General features: G+C 74.4%; 13 protein-coding genes. 11 read left to right on the top strand and 2 right to left on the bottom strand.

The window, feature by feature from the left end; all coding sequences use genetic code 11:
* Positions 1-237: 237 nt before the first annotated feature.
* The 3 genes from ABZ340_RS16050 to ABZ340_RS16040 all read left to right on the top strand — a co-directional run bounded on the left by ABZ340_RS16050 (position 238) and on the right by ABZ340_RS16040 (position 5,994).
* Positions 238-501: a WhiB family transcriptional regulator gene (locus ABZ340_RS16050; RefSeq protein WP_003975777.1), complete on the top strand. Its 264-nt coding sequence runs from the start codon at positions 238-240 to the stop codon at positions 499-501.
* 247 nt (positions 502-748) lie between these two features.
* The gene (locus tag ABZ340_RS16045) at positions 749-4,486 is read left to right on the top strand and encodes a glycosyltransferase family 2 protein (protein ID WP_358782391.1); all 3,738 of its coding nucleotides are present in this window, start codon (positions 749-751) and stop codon (positions 4,484-4,486) included.
* Positions 4,483-5,994, top strand: coding sequence for a DUF5719 family protein (locus tag ABZ340_RS16040; protein ID WP_358782390.1), 1,512 nt, complete (start codon positions 4,483-4,485; stop codon positions 5,992-5,994). The genes ABZ340_RS16045 and ABZ340_RS16040 overlap by 4 nt, the downstream gene beginning before the upstream one ends.
* Before the next feature lie 54 nt (positions 5,995-6,048).
* Here the strand turns inward: ABZ340_RS16040 and ABZ340_RS16035 are convergent, their stop codons facing one another.
* Positions 6,049-6,498, bottom strand: a complete 450-nt coding sequence (locus tag ABZ340_RS16035) for a metallopeptidase family protein (protein WP_358782389.1) — start codon at positions 6,496-6,498, stop codon at positions 6,049-6,051.
* A 342-nt stretch (positions 6,499-6,840) separates the two neighbouring features.
* Here ABZ340_RS16035 and ABZ340_RS16030 point away from each other — a divergent pair, with 342 nt between their 5' ends.
* The 7 genes from ABZ340_RS16030 (at position 6,841) to ABZ340_RS16000 (ending at position 14,648) form a co-directional block, all read left to right on the top strand.
* Positions 6,841-7,215 (top strand): DUF3499 domain-containing protein, encoded by a 375-nt coding sequence (locus ABZ340_RS16030; RefSeq protein WP_029384352.1) that lies wholly within the window; start codon positions 6,841-6,843, stop codon positions 7,213-7,215.
* 121 nt (positions 7,216-7,336) lie between these two features.
* Positions 7,337-8,953, top strand: a complete 1,617-nt coding sequence (locus ABZ340_RS16025) for an L-lactate permease (RefSeq protein WP_358782388.1) — start codon at positions 7,337-7,339, stop codon at positions 8,951-8,953.
* Between the two features lie 90 nt (positions 8,954-9,043).
* Positions 9,044-10,408 carry a phosphomannomutase/phosphoglucomutase gene (locus ABZ340_RS16020; RefSeq protein ID WP_358782387.1) on the top strand — a complete coding sequence of 455 codons (1,365 nt, stop codon included), beginning with the start codon at positions 9,044-9,046 and terminating at the stop codon, positions 10,406-10,408.
* A 206-nt stretch (positions 10,409-10,614) separates the two neighbouring features.
* A complete protein-coding gene (locus tag ABZ340_RS16015) occupies positions 10,615-10,785 on the top strand; it encodes a Trm112 family protein (protein ID WP_020940431.1) in 171 nt (56 codons plus the stop codon).
* A 217-nt stretch (positions 10,786-11,002) separates the two neighbouring features.
* The gene (locus ABZ340_RS16010) at positions 11,003-12,136 is read left to right on the top strand and encodes an SIS domain-containing protein (RefSeq protein WP_358782386.1); all 1,134 of its coding nucleotides are present in this window, start codon (positions 11,003-11,005) and stop codon (positions 12,134-12,136) included.
* A 235-nt stretch (positions 12,137-12,371) separates the two neighbouring features.
* Positions 12,372-13,523: a mannose-6-phosphate isomerase, class I gene (gene manA, locus ABZ340_RS16005; protein WP_358782385.1), complete on the top strand. Its 1,152-nt coding sequence runs from the start codon at positions 12,372-12,374 to the stop codon at positions 13,521-13,523.
* Between the two features lie 144 nt (positions 13,524-13,667).
* The gene (locus ABZ340_RS16000; protein ID WP_358782384.1) at positions 13,668-14,648 is read left to right on the top strand and encodes a cation diffusion facilitator family transporter; all 981 of its coding nucleotides are present in this window, start codon (positions 13,668-13,670) and stop codon (positions 14,646-14,648) included.
* A gap of 85 nt (positions 14,649-14,733) precedes the next feature.
* Here the strand turns inward: ABZ340_RS16000 and lepB are convergent, their stop codons facing one another.
* Positions 14,734-15,393, bottom strand: coding sequence for a signal peptidase I (gene lepB / locus ABZ340_RS15995; protein ID WP_358782383.1), 660 nt, complete (start codon positions 15,391-15,393; stop codon positions 14,734-14,736).
* Between the two features lie 342 nt (positions 15,394-15,735).
* Here lepB and ahcY point away from each other — a divergent pair.
* A partial coding sequence (gene ahcY, locus ABZ340_RS15990) for an adenosylhomocysteinase (protein ID WP_358782382.1) occupies positions 15,736-16,940 on the top strand: 1,205 nt, incomplete at its 3' end.

Below are 16,940 nucleotides of genomic sequence, written 5' to 3'. Positions count from 1 at the left end.
CTCGTACGGGTGCGTACGGGGCCGCGGACCTCCGCGGAGCCTCGTCCATGTGTCAAGGTTTATGCCGATTTGAACACTTTCCGCACGGGCTTGGTTCCGCAGAGTGAATAAGGGGCCCAATAGCAGATCTCGGCTTGACTCGCCCGGAGCAGCACACCTGTAATTTCACTCGTGTCGTTCAGCCGAAATCGGTAACGGCTACATCACGGGGACGCGAAAGACAGACGAGGGGCGCACATGACCGAGCTGGTGCAGCAACTGCTGGTCGACGACGCGGACGAGGAACTCGGCTGGCAGGAGCGCGCGCTGTGCGCCCAGACCGACCCCGAGTCCTTCTTCCCCGAGAAGGGCGGCTCCACCCGCGAGGCCAAGAAGGTCTGCCTCGCCTGTGAGGTCCGCTCCGAGTGCCTCGAGTACGCCCTCGCCAACGACGAGCGCTTCGGCATCTGGGGCGGCCTGTCCGAGCGGGAGCGCCGCCGGCTGAAGAAGGCCGCCGTCTGAGGGTTCGCCGCACGGCGGGCGGCCACGTCGCCCGCGCACGCGCACATACGGTCATATGGTCATACCGCCATACGGCATGCACGCATACGGTCATACGGTACGAACGGCCCGTCGCCCGGGGGTTGTCCACAGGCGGCGGGCCGTCGTCATGCCCAGCCGATAGTGTGGTCGCTCGTCCGAGACGCCCCGCCACCCCCAGGAGGCACGGGCGTCCACCGCAGTCCACCGAACCGGGGCCCGTACCTCGATGTCCGTGCACAGCCACACGGCAGCCCGTCAAGACACCGCTGCCACACCTGAGTTCCCGCGTCATGTGGTGACCGCGGTCCTCGTCTCCCACGACGGCGCCCGCTGGCTGCCCGACGCGCTCGCCGCGCTGCTCGGCCAGGAGCGCCCCGTCCAGTACGCCGTCGCGGCCGACACCGGCAGCGCGGACACCTCCGCGCAGCTGGTCGCCGACGCCCTCGGCGACGACCGCGTCCTCCACCTCGCCCGGCGCACCGGCTTCGGCCAGGCCGTCGAGGAGGCGAGCCGCACCGTCCCGGTCCTCACCCCCGACGACCTGCCCTACCTGAAGCGGCCCAGCGGCTGGGACCCCGTCACGCGCACCTGGCGCGACGACGCCTACGACCTGCCGGAGCTGCCGCACGGCGAGCCGGTGCACTGGCTGTGGCTGCTGCACGACGACTGCGCCCCCGAACCCGACGCGCTCGCCCAGCTGCTGCGCGTCGTGGAGAACGAGTACGAACTCGGCCGTGACGACGTCGCCGTCGTCGGCCCCAAGCTCCGCGGCTGGTACGACCGCCGGCAACTGCTGGAGGTCGGCGTCTCCATCGCCCACTCCGGCCGCCGCTGGACCGGTCTGGACCGGCGCGAACAGGACCAGGGCCAGCACGATCACGTCCGGTCCGTGCTGTCGGTGTCCACCGCGGGCATGCTGATCCGGCGTGACGTCTTCGAACGGCTCGGCGGGTTCGACCGGCGGCTGCCCCTCATGCGCGACGACGTCGACCTGTGCTGGCGCGTCCACGCCGCCGGCCACCGGGTGCTCGTCGCGCCCGAGGCCGTCGTACGGCACGCCGAGGCGGCCTCCCGCGAGCGCCGCACCGTCGACTGCGCCGGCCGCACCACCGCCTCCCCGCACAAGGTCGACAAGGCCGGCGCCGTCTACACCCTGCTCGTCAACACCCGCGCGGCCCTCCTCCCCTGGGTGCTGCTGCGCCTCGTCCTCGGCACGCTGCTGCGCACCCTCGCCTACCTCGTGGGCAAGGTCCCCGGACAGGCCGTCGACGAGATCCGCGGTCTGCTGAGCGTCCTGCTGCGGCCGGAGCGCGTCCTCGCCGGACGGCGCGTCAGGGGCCGCCCGCAGATCGACAAGGACGAACTGCGGGCCCTGTTCCCGCCGCCCGGCGCCACCGTCCGCGCCACCGTCGAACAGGTCGCGGGCAACCTCGCCGGACGCTCCGACCCCGAGTCGGCCACGGGCGCCGGACGGCACGGCGGCGCCCTGGAGTCCGGACCCGGCGGCGACGACGCCGACTTCCTCCAGGTCGAGCAGTTCGCCCGCCTCAAGCGCATCGCCCGCAACCCGGGCCCGGTGCTCTTCCTGGCGCTGCTGCTCGTCTCCCTCGTCGCCTGCCGGGGCCTCCTCGGCGGCGGCTCCCTCGCGGGCGGCGCCCTGCTGCCCGCCCCGGCCGGCGCCGGCGAGCTGTGGTCCCGGTACGCCGACTCCTGGCACGCCGTGAGCCTCGGCGGCACCTCCTCCGCGCCGCCCTACCTCGCGCTCGTCGCCACGCTCGCGTCCGTGCTGCTGGGCTCCACCGGGCTCGCCGTCACCGTCCTGCTCGTCGGCTCCGTCCCGCTGGCCGGTCTCACCGCGTACTTCGCCTCCCGCCCGCTCGTCACCTCCCGGCTGCTGCGGGCGTGGGCGGCCACCGCCTACGCCTTCCTGCCCGCCGTCACCGGCGCGCTCGCCGGCGGTCGCATCGGCACCGCCGTCCTGGCCGTCCTGCTGCCGCTGCTCGCCCGCGCGGGCATCGCCGCCGCCGGTCTCGCGCACCCTTCCGGCGCGCGGGGAAGCTGGCGGGCCACCTGGGCGTACGCGCTGCTGCTGACCCTCACCACCGCCTTCACGCCGGTCGTGTGGCCCATCGCCCTCGTCCTGGGCGCCGGGCTGCTCGTCCTGCGGCGGGGCGACATCACGGCGTACGGGCTGCGCTTCCTCGCCCAGCTCGGCACGCCCCTGCTGGTCCTCGCCCCCTGGTCGCTGACGCTGCTGCCGTTCGGCTTCTTCCAGGAGGCCGGCCTGGAGTACGGCCCCTCGGCCGCCTCCGCCCTCGACCTGCTCGGCACCAGTCCGGGAGGGCCCGGCACCGTCCACGGGCTGATGCTCGCCGGCATCGTGCTGGCCGCGCTGGCCGCCCTGCTGCGCTCCGAGCGCCGCACGGGCATCCTGACGGCCTGGGCCGTCGCCCTGGTGGGTTTCGTCTTCTCGGTGCTGTCCAACGGCTCCGCCTGGGCCGGTCCGGCCACCCTCGTCCACGGCATCGCCCTGCTCGGCGCCGCCGCCCTCGGCGCCGACGGAGCACGCGCGCGCGTGGCCGAGCAGAGCTTCGGCTGGCGCCAGCCCGTCGCCGCGCTGATCGCCTTCGCCGCCGCCGCGGGGCCCCTCCTGATCGCCGCCGGCTGGATGATGCGCGGCGCCGACGGGCCGCTGGAGCGGCGGGACCCCGTGCAGGTGCCCGCGTTCGTCGCCGAGGAGGGCGGCACCCGCGACCAGGCCCGCACCCTCGTCATCGACAGCGACTCCGCGGCCCACGTGCGCTACATGCTGGTCCGCGGCGCCGGCGCCCGCCTCGGCGACGCCGAGTTCGCCGCAGCCGGCGGCGGCAGCGGCAGGCTCGACAAGGTCGTCGCCAACCTCGTCGCCGGCTCCGGCGCCGACCAGGCCGACCAGCTCGGCGGCTTCGCCGTGCGGTACGTCCTCGTCCACCAGGGCGCGCCCCGCGAGGTCGCGCGCGTCCTCGACGCCACCCCCGGCCTGAGCCGGCTCAGCGAGCAGAACGGCAGCGCGCTGTGGCGGGTGGACCAGGAGGTGGCGCGGGCCACCATCGTGTCCGGCACGGGTTCCGGCGCCCCGCAGCCCGTCGCGGCGGGACCCGTCGAGATCCACACCGCGATCCCCTCCGGGTCCGGCGGCCGGGTGCTGCGCCTGGCCGACGCCGCCGCCGAGGGCTGGACGGCGACCCTGAACGGCAAGCCGCTCGCCCCCACCACGGTCGACGGCTGGGCCCAGGGCTTCGAACTGCCCGCCGGCGGCGGCAGGCTGGACGTCACCTACGACGACCCGTTCGCCCACACCGCCTGGCTGTGGGCGCAGGGCCTCCTCGCCGTCGTCCTCGTCGTGCTCGCGCTGCCCGGCCGGCGGCGCGACGTCGACGACGACCTGCCCGAGGAGCCGGTCGTCCCGGTACCGGCGGCCGCCGGCGAGGGCCGCCGGGCGCGGCGGCTGCGGGCGCAGGCCGAGGCGGCCGAGGCCGAGGGCGCGGCGGGGGCCGGGCAGGTGCCGCCGGGGGCGGTGCCGCGGCAGGCCGCCCCCGGGGAGTGGGACGCGGCGGACCGCGCGGGGGCCGGGTACGGCACGTACGGAGAGGAGTCCCGTCAGGGGGACGGCGGGCAGCCGCCGTACCAGGAGGACCCGCGGTACGGGCCGGGTGCGTACGGGCAGCCGTACCAGGCCGGCCGGCAGGGAGCGGACGCCTACCCGGCGGAGCCGTACCAGGCGCATCCGTACCCGGCGGACGCGTACCAGGGCGACGCGTACCCGGCGGACGCGTACCAGGGCGGCCAGTACGACCCGTACGCGTACGACGGCTCGTCCCCGGCGGGGACGTACGACCAGGCGTATCCGCAGGGGTACGACCCGGCGCAGTCCCGGCGTCCCCATGGCACGGGCAGTGAGCGTCCCGACGGGAGTCAGCAGTGAACCGCACCACCCTGTCCCTCATCGCCGGCACGGCGGCGCTCGCCGCCGTCACCGGGTTCGCCGTGCTCGGCGCGCCGGACGCCTCCGGCGGCGGCGACACCGCCGGGGCGGCCGCCCGGCTGCCCGTGGAACGGACGAGCCTGGTGTGCCCGGCGCCCAGTACGTCCGACCTCGCGGAGACGACCTACACGTCGTTCACCCCCGTCACCAAGGGCGCGGCCGGCAGCGGCGGCAAGGCGGAGCTGCGGGCCGCGCCGGAGGCACCGGGCGAGGCCGGGGCGAAGACCGGCGGGAGCGGCGGCGGCAAGGACGCCGGCGTGCCGGCGGTGGAGCCGAAGGCACCCGGCACGCCGGTGACCGGGGACACCTCCGGTGCCGGCGGGCCCGCGCTCGTGGGAACCGCGGAGGGGAGGTTCGCGCCGGGCTGGACCGTGCAGCAGACCACCGAGGTCGCCGCGGGCACCGGGCGGGGGCTGCAGGGGATCACCTGCGCGGAGGCGGACACCGACTTCTGGTTCCCGGGCGCCAGCACGGCGTCCGACCGCACCGACTACGTGCATCTGACCAACCCCGACGACTCGGCCGCCGTCGTGGACGTCGAGCTGTACGGCAAGGACGGGGCCCTCAAGTCGACGGTGGGGGAGGGCATCACGGTGCGGCCGCACACCAGTGAGCCGGTCCTCCTCTCCACGCTCGGCGACACCCCGCAGAACGACCTCACCGTGCACGTCAACGTCCGCAGCGGGCGGGTCGGGGCCGCCGTGCAGGCCCTGGACGACACGCTCGGCGGTGACTGGCTCCCCGCGTCCGCGGACCCCGCGGGCACGCTGGTGCTGCCGGGCATCCCGAAGGACGCCACCGCCGTGCGGCTGGTGCTGTTCACGCCCGGTGACGTCGACGCCGACCTCAGGCTGCGGCTGGCCTCGCGCTCCGGGACGATCACCCCGGCCGGGCACGAGACCGTGCACGTGAAGGCGGGCATGACGACGACGATCGAGCTCGGGGACGTCACACGGGGCGAGGCCGGGTCGCTGGTGCTGACACCGACGGGGCAGCCGGTGCCGGTGGTGGCCGCGGTACGGGTGGTGCGGGGCAAGGACGCCAAGCAGGAGACGGCGTTCATCCCCGCCGCCAGGCCGGTGGGGGAGCGGGCGTCGGCGGTGGACAACAGGGCCGAGGGCACGACGCTCTCCCTGACCGCCCCCGAGGGCGGCGCGAAGGTCAAGGTCACGGCGTCGGCGGGCAGCGAGGGCGGCACGGCCGTGTCGAAGACGTTCACGGTCAAGGGGGGCACGACCCAGGACGTCGAGGCGCCGGTCCCCGCCGGCGTGCGGGGAACGTACGCCCTCACGGTGGAGCCCCTGTCGGGCGGCCCCGTGTACGCGGCCCGGACCCTGACGGCGACGGAGGACGGCACCACCGGCTTCACGATCCAGACGCTGCCGGACGACCGGGGGATGGTGGCGGTGCCGGTGGCGGACGAGGACCTGACGGTCCTGCAGAAGTGAGCGCGGGGCGCCTTGTGCCCGAAGAGCCCGGGAAGGCGCCCCGGCAGCACCGGCTCAGTCCTCGTCGTACCGCGGATCCACCGTCTCCGGCGTCAGCCCCAGCAAGTCGGCGACCTGCTCGACGACGACCTCGTGCACCAGCGCGGCCCGCTCCTCGCGGCCCTTGGTGCGGATCTCGACCGGCCGCCGGTAGACGACCACCCGCGCCCGCTGCCCGTCCCGCGCGGGGGTCGTGCCGCCCAGCGGTACCGCCTCGTCGCTCCACCCCTGCCCGGGACCGCCCAGGTGGGGTACGTCGAGGACGAGGAAGTCGATGTCGGCGAGTTGCGGCCACCGCCGTTCCAGGCGGTCCACGGAGTCCTGCACGAGGTCCGCGAACGCCTCGGCGCGGCTCGCGGCGAGAGGGACCTGCGGCGGAGCGATCGGGCCGCGCATGCCCCGGCCGTGGCGATCACGGCGGCGGGGCCCTGGGCCGGCGGCACGGGGTGTCACAGGGTTGTCCATCACTGGTGAAGGGTAGTCCTCGCCGGGGCCGCGCGCCCGGTTCCGCGGGGCGCCGCGACACGGCCGTACCGGATGACGCCGGATGACACGAGATGGTCATTCCAGCCAAAGCCGGGTTCGATTTCGTATCTTTCGGAGCGCGATCAGCTCGTGGCGAATCGCGATGTTTGTACCGGGTCGTGACCGGCGCACAGTGGCCCCGACGGCGGGGAAAGCGGTGTCCGCGCAGGTCGGCGCGGCGTGTCGAAACAGGGGTGTGTGGCGTTTCACACCCCGACACGGTGGTGTGACCCGGCGGAGAGTCGTCGCGGCCCGCTCAAGAGTGCGGTACCGTCCAACATCGTGAGCCCTGTACGTCGCTGTTCGCGCACCGCCTGCGGCCGTCCTGCCGTCGCGACGCTGACGTACGTCTACGCCGACTCGACGGCGGTCCTCGGCCCGCTCGCCACCTACGCCGAACCCCACTGCTACGACCTGTGCGCCGAGCACTCCGAGCGCCTGACCGCCCCCCGCGGCTGGGAGGTCGTCCGGCTGCTCGACGGTTCCGCTCCGGCGCGGCCCAGCGGGGACGACCTGGAAGCGCTTGCCAACGCGGTGCGCGAGGCGGCCCGCCCGCAGGAGCGCGCCGCCGGGGCCGGTGGCGGGGCGCGCGCGGCCGACCCGATGGAGGTCGCGCGGCGCGGACACCTGCGGGTCCTGCGGTCGCCCGACAACTGAGCCCTCCGCGTCCCCTGTGCGCCGAGTGACGCACGGCCATTGACGCCGACTTGGCGCGGACACGACCATTTCCGGAACGGCGAGACATCGCTTCCGCACAGCGGAATCCGGGGAGGCGCCCGTGTACGTCCAGGAACTGGAACCCGTCGCCGGCTCGCTGGGGCTGTCCGCCCTCGTGGCGGCCCTGCCCCTCGTGATCGTCCTCGTCCTGCTCGGCGGTGTGCGGATGAAGGCGCACCTGGCGGGCCTGACGGGGCTCGCGGCGGCCGTTCTCGTCGCCTGGCCGGTCTACGGCATGCCGCTGGAGCAGACGCTCTCCGGCGCCGCCCAGGGAGCCGTCTTCGGCCTCTTCCCCATCCTGTGGATCGTCGTCAACGCCCTGTGGGTGTACCGGATGACCGTCCGCACCCGGCACTTCGACGTCCTGCGCCGCTCCTTCGGCCGCCTCTCCGACGACCCGCGCATCCAGGCGCTGGTGATCGCCTTCTGCTTCGGCGCCCTGCTGGAGGCCCTCGCCGGCTTCGGCGCGCCCGTGGCGATCTGTTCGGTGATGCTCGTCGCCCTGGGTTTCGACCCGGTGCGCGCGGCGGTCGTGTCGCTGGTCGCCAACACCGCGCCGGTCGCCTTCGGCGCCATGGGCACCCCGGTGGTGACGCTGGCCCAGGTGACCGGGCTGCCGCTGGACGACGTCTCCGCCGTGGTGGGGCGTCAGACGCCCCTGTTGGCCCTCGTGGTGCCGCTGGTGCTGGTCGGTCTGGTGGACGGGCGGCGCGGGCTGCGCGAGACCTGGGTGCCCGCGGTGGCGTGCGGAACCGCCTTCGCCGCCGCCCAGTTCGTCGCCTCCAACCACGTCTCCGCCCAGCTCGCCGACATCGGCGCCGCCCTCGCGGGCGCGGGCGCCCTGGCCGCCGTGGTGCACGCGCGCGTGCCCGCCGCCGACGCCGTACGCGCCTCCGTGCTGACCGGCGCGCGGAGCGAGGAACTGGACGAGGACGACCCGCGCGGGGAGGTGGTGCGGGCCTACGCGCCGTACGCGCTGATCGTCGCGGTCTTCTCCGCCGCGCAGATCCCGGCCGTCAAGGACCTGCTGGCCCGGGCGACGCAGACGTACGACTGGCCCTTCCTGGACGTGGCCGACGCGGACGGGCAACCGGTCGGCGCCAACGTCTTCACCTGGCCGGTCGTGTCCACCGGCGGCACGCTCGTGCTGATCGCCGGGGTGGGCTCGGCGGCCGTGCTCGGGGTGCACGCGCGCGTGGCGGTCCGGGAGTGGCTCGCCACCGTGCGCGAACTGCGGTTCGCGATCCTGACGGTCACCTCCGTGCTGGCCCTCGCCTACGTCATGAACCTCTCCGGGCAGGCCGCCACCATCGGCCACTTCGTCGCCGCGGCCGGCGCCGGACTGGCCTTCCTGTCACCGGTGCTGGGCTGGTTCGGCGTCGCCGTCACCGGCTCGGACACCTCCGCCAACGCGCTCTTCGGCGCCCTGCAGGTGACCGCCGCGCGGGAGTCGGGGCTGTCGCCCGAGCTGCTGGCCGCCGCCAACAGCTCGGGCGGCGTGCTCGGCAAGATGATCTCGCCGCAGAACCTCACCATCGCCTGCGCGGCCGTCGGCCTCGCGGGCCGCGAGGGGGACCTGCTGCGCAAGGTGCTGCCCTGGAGCCTGGGCCTGCTGCTGGTGATGTGCCTGATCGTGGTCGGGCAGTCCTCGCCGGTGCTGGACTGGATGCTGCCCTGACCCGGGGCGGCGTCCGGGCGTCCGGCCGGTCCGTTGTCGGTGGGTGCGGGTAGTTTGAGAGCGCCGATAGGACTTTCAGGAAGGTTGGCCGTGGCTGCTGATCTGTCGCAGATCGTGAAGGCGTACGACGTACGCGGGGTGGTCCCGGACCAGTGGGACGAGGCGCTGGCCGAGCTGTTCGGCGCCGCCTTCGTCCAGGTGACCGGCGCGAGCGCCGTCGTCACCGGGCACGACATGCGGCCCTCCTCGCCCGGCCTGGCGCGCGCCTTCGCGCGCGGGGCGGCGGCACGCGGCGCCGACGTCACCGAGATCGGCCTGTGCTCCACCGACCAGCTCTACTACGCCTCGGGCGCGCTCGACCTGCCGGGCGCCATGTTCACGGCCTCCCACAACCCGGCGCGGTACAACGGCATCAAGATGTGCCGCGCGGGCGCCGCCCCCGTCGGGCAGGACTCGGGGCTCGCCGACATCCGCGCCCTCGTCGAGCGGTGGAGCGAGTCCGGCGCCCCCGGTCCGGTGGCCGCCCCGGGCACGGTCACGCGACGCGACACCCTCGCCGACTACGCCGCCCACCTGCGCTCCCTCGTCGACCTCACCTCCATCCGGCCCCTGAAGGTCGTCGTCGACGCGGGCAACGGCATGGGCGGCCACACGGTCCCCTCGGTCCTCGCCGGACTGCCCGTCGACCTCGTCCCGATGTACTTCGAGCTGGACGGCACCTTCCCGAACCACGAGGCCAACCCCCTCGACCCGGCCAACCTCGTCGACCTGCAGAAGCGGGTCCGCGAGGAGGGCGCCGACCTCGGCCTCGCCTTCGACGGCGACGCCGACCGCTGCTTCGTCGTCGACGAGAACGGCGACCCGGTCTCCCCGTCGGCGGTCACGGCCCTGGTCGCCCGCCGCGAACTCGCCCGCAACGGCGGCACGGGCACGGTCATCCACAACCTCATCACCTCCCGGTCCGTGCCGGAGGTCGTGCGGGAGCACGGCGGCACCCCGGTCCGCACGCGCGTGGGCCACTCCTTCATCAAGGCCGAGATGGCCCGCACCGGCGCGATCTTCGGCGGCGAGCACTCCGCGCACTACTACTTCCGCGAGTTCTGGAACGCCGACACGGGCATGCTGGCCGCCCTGCACGTCCTGGCGGCCCTCGGCGGCCAGCACGAGCCCCTGTCGGCCCTGGTCGCCGAGTACGACCGCTACGCCGGCTCCGGCGAGATCAACTCCACCGTCGACGACCAGGCGGGCCGCCTCGCCGCGATCAGGGCCGCGTACGAGGGCCGCCCCGGCGTCACCCTCGACGAGCTGGACGGCCTGACCGTCACCGCCGCCGACTGGTGGTTCAACGTCCGCCCCTCCAACACCGAACCGCTGCTGCGCCTGAACGCCGAGGCGCGCGACGAGGCGACGATGGCCGCGGTGCGGGACGAGGCCCTGGCCCTCATCCGGGCCTGACACCGCCCTGCCGTGTCCTCCGCCGCCGGACGGCGGAGGACACGGCAGAACACCACGTGGACGCGGCAGGAACACACGCAGAGACACACAGCGGAAAGACCCAAGGGGACGGAAGCGGACCGCGACGCTTCCGACCCGGCGCCCCGCCCCCACCGGCGGTACGCTGACCAGCACATCCGCACACACCCCGCCCGAAGGGAACACCCATGCCGCTCGAAGCCGGCCTCCTGGAGATCCTCGCCTGCCCGGCCTGCCACGCGCCCCTCAAGGAGCAGGACGCCGAGCTGATCTGCACCGGCCAGGACTGCGGACTGGCCTACCCCGTGCGGGACGGCATCCCGGTCCTGCTCGTCGACGAGGCGCGCCGCCCGGCGTAGCGGCGTATCCGCGCGCGGGACGGGCAGGAGCCAGAGGACCCGGCCACACAGGTCACGCAGGCACGCGGGCCGGCGGGTTCCGGCGGTTCCGCCCGGTCGCCCCGCGGCCGCGCGGCCCCGCCCGGACGGTCCCGCGCTCCCGTGCTCCGCTGCGACCCCGTCGCAGAAGAGCCCGCCGCCCGCGTCACAGAACCCCGGCGATCGGAGAACTGCCGCCATGCTCGACGAAGCGCTGCTCGACAACCCGGAAGGGCTCGCCGAGGCCGACCGCCGCGGACTGCTCCGCGGTGCCGCCGAGGCCGGCGCCCGGGTACGCACCGCCGCCCGGCACGCCGCCGAGGCCGGCGTCCCCGCCCTCACGCCGGACGGCCGCCCCCGCGCCGTCCTCATCGCCGGTCCGGGAGCCGCCGCCACCCACACCGCCGACCTCCTCGGCACACTCGCCGGCGCCGGCAGCCCGGTCACCCGGCTGGCGCCCACCGGCGTCGCCCCCGCGGCCGGTGCCCTGCGCTGGGAGCTGCCCGGCTGGGCCGGCTCCGTCGACCTGCTGCTGATCGCCACCCCCGACGGCACCGAGCCGGGCCTGTCCCTGCTCGCCGAACAGGCCTACCGGCGCGGCTGCACGGTCGTCGGCGTGGCCCCCGCCCCCTCCCCGCTCGCCGACGCGGTGAGCGCCTCCCACGGCCTGTTCGTCCCGATGGCGACCGCCCCCTACGACGTCGAGGAGCCCCTGGCCGCGTCCGCCCCCGGCGTCCTGTGGGCCCTGCTCACCCCGCTCCTGGCGCTGCTGGACCGCACCGGCCTGCTCGCCGCCCCGCCCGACGCCCTGGAGAAGGTCGCCGACCGCCTCGACCAGGTCGCCGAACGCTGCGGGCCCGCCATCGCCACCTACGGCAACCCCGCCAAGACGCTGGCCGCCGAACTCGCCGACGCCCTCCCCATCGTGTGGACCGAGGGCACCTCGGCCGGCCCCGCGGGCCGGCGCTTCGCCGCCGCGCTGGCCGAGCTGTCCGGCGTGCCCGCGGTCGTCGCCGAGCTGCCCGAGGCGCTCGCCGCGCACAGCGCCCTGCTCGCCGGCCCGCTCGCCGCCGGGGCCGACCCCGACGACTTCTTCCGCGACCGCGTCGAGGAACCGCCCGCCCTGCACGCGCGCGTGGTGCTGCTGCGCGACCGCCCCATCGGCAGCCTCACCGCGGCCCCGGCCGCCCGTGACGTGGCCCTCGACCACGACACACCGGTCAGCGAGCTCGAACCGGAGGCGGGCGGCGAACTGGAGACCCTCGCGGAACTGATCGCCACGACGGATTTCGCCGCCGTTTACCTGGCGCTCGCCTCGAAGCCCTCATCCTGAACCCGCGCGGCCGTGGGCCCCGCCCGCACCCCGCGCGGCCGTGGGCTCCGCCCGCACCCCGCGCGGCCGTGGGCTCCGCCCGCACCCCGCGTGGCCGTGGGCCCCGCCCGCCCGGCCACCCGGCGCCGCCGCCCGACGCGGCGCGAGAGCCGGACCGGCACGGGCGCCGCCCGGCCGCCGCCCTGTGACCCGCGCCCCGCCGCACCGCGCACGTACGGAGAGACGAAGACACCGCATGGACCGCCTCGACAACACCATCCGCCCCTACGCCTGGGGTTCCCCCACCGCCATCCCCGAGCTGCTCGGCGTCGAGCCGAGCGGCGAACCGCAGGCCGAGATGTGGATGGGCGCCCACCCGGGCGCACCCTCGCGCACCGCACGCGGCACCCTGCTGGAGGTCGTCGAGTCCGGCCCCGAACGCGAGCTGGGCGCCCGGGCCGTCGGCAAGTTCGGCCCGCGCCTGCCCTTCCTCCTCAAGCTCCTCGCCGCCGGCGCCCCCCTCTCCCTCCAGGTCCACCCCGACCTGGAGCAGGCACGGCAGGGCTACGAGGACGAGGAGCGCCGCGGCGTCCCCGCCGACGCCCCGCACCGCAACTACAAGGACGCCAACCACAAGCCGGAACTGATCTGCGCCCTCACCGAGTTCGACGGCCTGTGCGGCTTCCGCCCCCCGGCCGAGGCCGCCGGCCTGTTCGACGGCCTCGGCGTCGCCTCCCTCAAGCCGTACGTCGACCTGCTGCGCGCCCACCCCGAGGACGCGGCCCTGCGCGAGGTCCTCACGGCGATCCTCACCGCCGACCCCGAGGAGATGTCCCGCACGGTCGCGGAGGCCGCGGCCGCCTGCGAGCGCCTCGGCGGCGCCTACGCCCCCTACGCCGGCATCGCCCACCACTACCCGGCCGACCCCGGCGTGCTCGCCGCGATGCTCCTCAACCACGTCCGGCTCCAGCCCGGCGAGGCCCTCTACCTCGGCGCCGGCATCCCGCACGCCTACCTCGGCGGCCTCGGCGTCGAGATCATGGCCAACTCCGACAACGTCCTGCGCTGCGGCCTGACCCCCAAGCACGTCGACGTCCCCGAACTCCTGCGCGTCGTCCGCTTCGAGGCCGGCGACCCCGGCGTGCTGCGGCCGGAGGCGTCCGACGACGGCGAGGAGGTCTACGAGACCCCCGTCGACGAGTTCCGCCTGTCCCGGTACGTCCTGCCCGAGGGCGCCGCCGCCCACGACCTCACCCGGCCCGCCCCGCAGATCCTGCTCTGCACCGCGGGCACCGTCCGCGCGGGCGAGCACCGGCTGACGCCCGGCGAATCCGTGTTCGTACCGGCGGGCGAAAAGGCCGAAGTGTCCGGGGCCGGGACGGTGTTCCGGGCCACCGTACGCGTCTGACGCGGACACGACGGGCAGTCCGGCGCGCCACGGCCGCCGCGGGCTGCAACAATGACCCACCGCAAAGGGCGGGCAAAGCCGGGAGACGGCCGAGCCCCGGGCGGCGTACACACGCAGGACGAAGGCGAAGGGACAACGCGACACATGAGCGCGTCAGGCGGTACCAAGGCGATCGTGGCGGCACTCGCCGCCAACCTCGCGATCGCGGCATCCAAGTTCGTGGCGTTCCTCTTCAGCGGCTCGTCGTCGATGCTCGCCGAGTCCGTGCACTCACTCGCCGACTCCGGCAACCAGGCCCTGCTGCTGGTCGGCGGCAAGCGGGCGCAGCGCGCGGCCACCCCGCAGCACCCCTTCGGCTACGGCCGCGAGCGCTACATCTACGCCTTCCTCGTCTCCATCGTGCTGTTCTCGGTCGGCGGCATGTTCGCCCTCTACGAGGGCTACGAGAAGATCAAGCACCCGCACGAACTGGAGCACTGGTACTGGCCGGTCGGCGTCCTGGTCTTCGCGATCATCGCCGAGTCCTTCTCCTTCCGCACGGCCATCAAGGAGTCCAATCTCCTGCGCGGCCGCAAGTCCTGGAAGGAGTTCGTCCGCCACGCCAAGGCGCCCGAGCTGCCCGTCGTCCTCCTGGAGGACCTCGGCGCCCTCGTCGGCCTGATCCTCGCCCTCGGCGGCGTCGGCCTCGCCCTGCTCACCGGCAACGGCGTCTGGGACGGCATCGGCACCCTCTGCATCGGCGTGCTGCTCATCCTGATCGCGCTGGTCCTCGCCGCCGAGACCAAGTCGCTGCTGCTGGGCGAGTCCGCCGGCGCCGAGGAGGTCCAGAAGATCGAGGCCGCCGTCGTCGACGGCACCACGGTCACCGGCATCATCCACATGCGCACGCTCCACCTCGGCCCCGAGGAACTCCTCGTCGCCGCCAAGATCGCCGTACGGCACGACGGCACGGCCCGCGAGATCGCCGGCGCCATCGACGCGGCCGAGGCCCGCATCCGCGAGGCCGTCCCGATCGCCCGCGTCATCTATCTGGAACCGGACGTCTACAGCGAGGCCGAGGCCGCCAAGGGCCCCGACCGCGAGGCCACCCCCGGCGGCCCGGCCCCGCAGGGCTCCGGCCACTGACCCCCGCGCACTCCGCACACTCCTCCACAGGGCCCGCCCGGCACGTCCCGGCGGGCCCTGTGGGCTGGTGACGGGCCCCGCGGCCTCACAGGTGCGACGGCCACAGCTCCGTACGAGCCTCCGGCCGCCGCCGCACACCACGCGCCGCGACCGCGCACCCCAGCCCGGCGAGCGTCACGACGAGCCGGGCGAACGCCCCCACCGCCGGCACGACGACCCCCGTCCAGTCGCCGGTCATCCGCCCCTCGACAGCACCGACGGGCACCGTCCCGCCCTGATCGTCGGCGAAGGCGCGGGAGTCCCGCGCGAGCGAGCGGTGGTCACCGAGCAGGAACAGCCGCCCCTTTGGCACCTTCACGTCGTACGGCCGGCGGGTACCGTCCACGACACCGTCCCGGACGTACGGCTCCGTCAGCGGCCGGCCGTTGACGACGAGCCGCTCCCGGCCCTCCGCACCCACGCGGCACACGACCCGGCCACCGCCCGCCCCGACGACACGCCGGACGACGCTCCCGTCGAACGGACAGCGCCCGGGGACCCGGTACAGCACGACATCACCGCGCCCCGGCCCCTCACCACCACCCCGCTCGTAGACGACCCGACTGCCCGGCGCATACGTCGGTTCCATGCTGCGGCCCGCCACGGTGGCCATCCCGTAGTGCCCCCGCAGATACAGCACCGAGCCCACCACCGTCACCAGCCCCGCCGGGCCCGGCACCCATGCCGCACCCGTGAGCTTCCCCACCCTGCCCACACCCCTCGCCCTCCCCATACGGCACGTGCGCGGGCCGAGAGCAACGAGCCGGCGCGGCCCGCCCGGACACCCGGTCACGGCCCGGGATGGCGTGAAGTGTCCGGAGGCGGACTGGGGACGTCCGGGCCGACCGGTGTAGCTTGGGACGGAGCCAGACGTCGCTGCTGATGGCGGTCGGGCGGACCCACGACGGGCCGGCCGAGGGAGAGAGGGCCTCCGACGGACTGCGCTGCGCGCACGCGGGCATGCCTGTGCCTTCTCCGGGCACCCCTGTGTCCGCCGCCGCGCAGATCAGCCGTACCCACCTCGACCCAACCCGAGGAGCAGCCCGCAATGACGACTGTCGACAACCGGCAGGACTTCAAGGTCGCCGACCTTTCCCTGGCCGAGTTCGGCCGCAAGGAGATCACCCTCGCCGAGCACGAGATGCCGGGCCTGATGGCGATCCGCAAGGAGTACGCCGAGGCGCAGCCGCTGAAGGGCGCCCGCATCACCGGTTCGCTGCACATGACCGTGCAGACCGCCGTGCTCATCGAGACCCTGGTCGCCCTCGGCGCCCGGGTCCGCTGGGCCTCCTGCAACATCTTCTCCACCCAGGACCACGCCGCGGCCGCCATCGCCGTCGGCCCGAACGGCACGCCCGACAACCCGCAGGGCGTCCCGGTCTTCGCCTGGAAGGGCGAGACCCTGGAGGAGTACTGGTGGTGCACCGAGCAGGCGCTGACCTGGCCGGACTCCCCCACCGGCGGCCCGAACATGATCCTGGACGACGGCGGTGACGCCACCCTCCTCGTCCACAAGGGCGTCGAGTACGAGAAGGACGGCAAGGTCCCCTCGCCCGACACCGCCGAGTCCGACGAGCACCGCGTCATCCTCGAACTGCTGACCCGCACCCTGGGCGAGAACCCCCAGAAGTGGACCAACCTGGCGTCCGAGATCCGCGGTGTGACGGAGGAGACCACGACCGGTGTCCACCGCCTGTACGAGATGCAGCGCGAGGGCACCCTCCTGTTCCCGGCGATCAACGTCAACGACGCCGTCACCAAGTCGAAGTTCGACAACAAGTACGGCTGCCGCCACTCCCTGGTCGACGGCATCAACCGCGCCACCGACACCCTGATCGGCGGCAAGACCGCGGTCGTGTGCGGCTACGGCGACGTGGGCAAGGGCTGCGCGGAGTCCCTGCGCGGACAGGGCGCCCGCGTCATCGTCACCGAGATCGACCCGATCTGCGCCCTCCAGGCGGCGATGGACGGCTACCAGGTCACCACGCTGGACGAGGTCGTCGAGACGGCCGACATCTTCATCACCACGACCGGCAACAAGGACATCATCATGGCCGGTGACATGGCCAGGATGAAGCACCAGGCGATCGTCGGGAACATCGGCCACTTCGACAACGAGATCGACATGGCCGGCCTCGCCAAGGTCCCCGGCATCGTCAAGGACGAGATCAAGCCGCAGGTCCACACCTGGACCTTCCCCGACGGCAAGAAGATCATCGTGCTGTCCGAGGGCCGCCTGCTGAACCTGGGCAA

The organism is Streptomyces sp. NPDC006134 (assembly GCF_040628835.1).
GTDB lineage: Bacteria > Actinomycetota > Actinomycetes > Streptomycetales > Streptomycetaceae > Streptomyces.
This window is presented reverse-complemented; position numbering and strand designations above follow the sequence as displayed.

What these genes read in the sequence shown, in the direction of transcription:
- ABZ340_RS16050 (WP_003975777.1), top strand. Translation starts at nt 238, where the DNA reads ATGACCGAGCTGGTGCAGCAACTGCTGGTCGACGACGCGGACGAGGAA.
- ABZ340_RS16045 (WP_358782391.1), top strand. Translation starts at nt 749, where the DNA reads ATGTCCGTGCACAGCCACACGGCAGCCCGTCAAGACACCGCTGCCACA.
- ABZ340_RS16035 (WP_358782389.1), bottom strand. Translation starts at nt 6,498, where the DNA reads ATGGACAACCCTGTGACACCCCGTGCCGCCGGCCCAGGGCCCCGCCGC.
- ABZ340_RS16015 (WP_020940431.1), top strand. Translation starts at nt 10,615, where the DNA reads ATGCCGCTCGAAGCCGGCCTCCTGGAGATCCTCGCCTGCCCGGCCTGC.
- ABZ340_RS16010 (WP_358782386.1), top strand. Translation starts at nt 11,003, where the DNA reads ATGCTCGACGAAGCGCTGCTCGACAACCCGGAAGGGCTCGCCGAGGCC.
- manA (WP_358782385.1), top strand. Translation starts at nt 12,372, where the DNA reads ATGGACCGCCTCGACAACACCATCCGCCCCTACGCCTGGGGTTCCCCC.
- ABZ340_RS16000 (WP_358782384.1), top strand. Translation starts at nt 13,668, where the DNA reads ATGAGCGCGTCAGGCGGTACCAAGGCGATCGTGGCGGCACTCGCCGCC.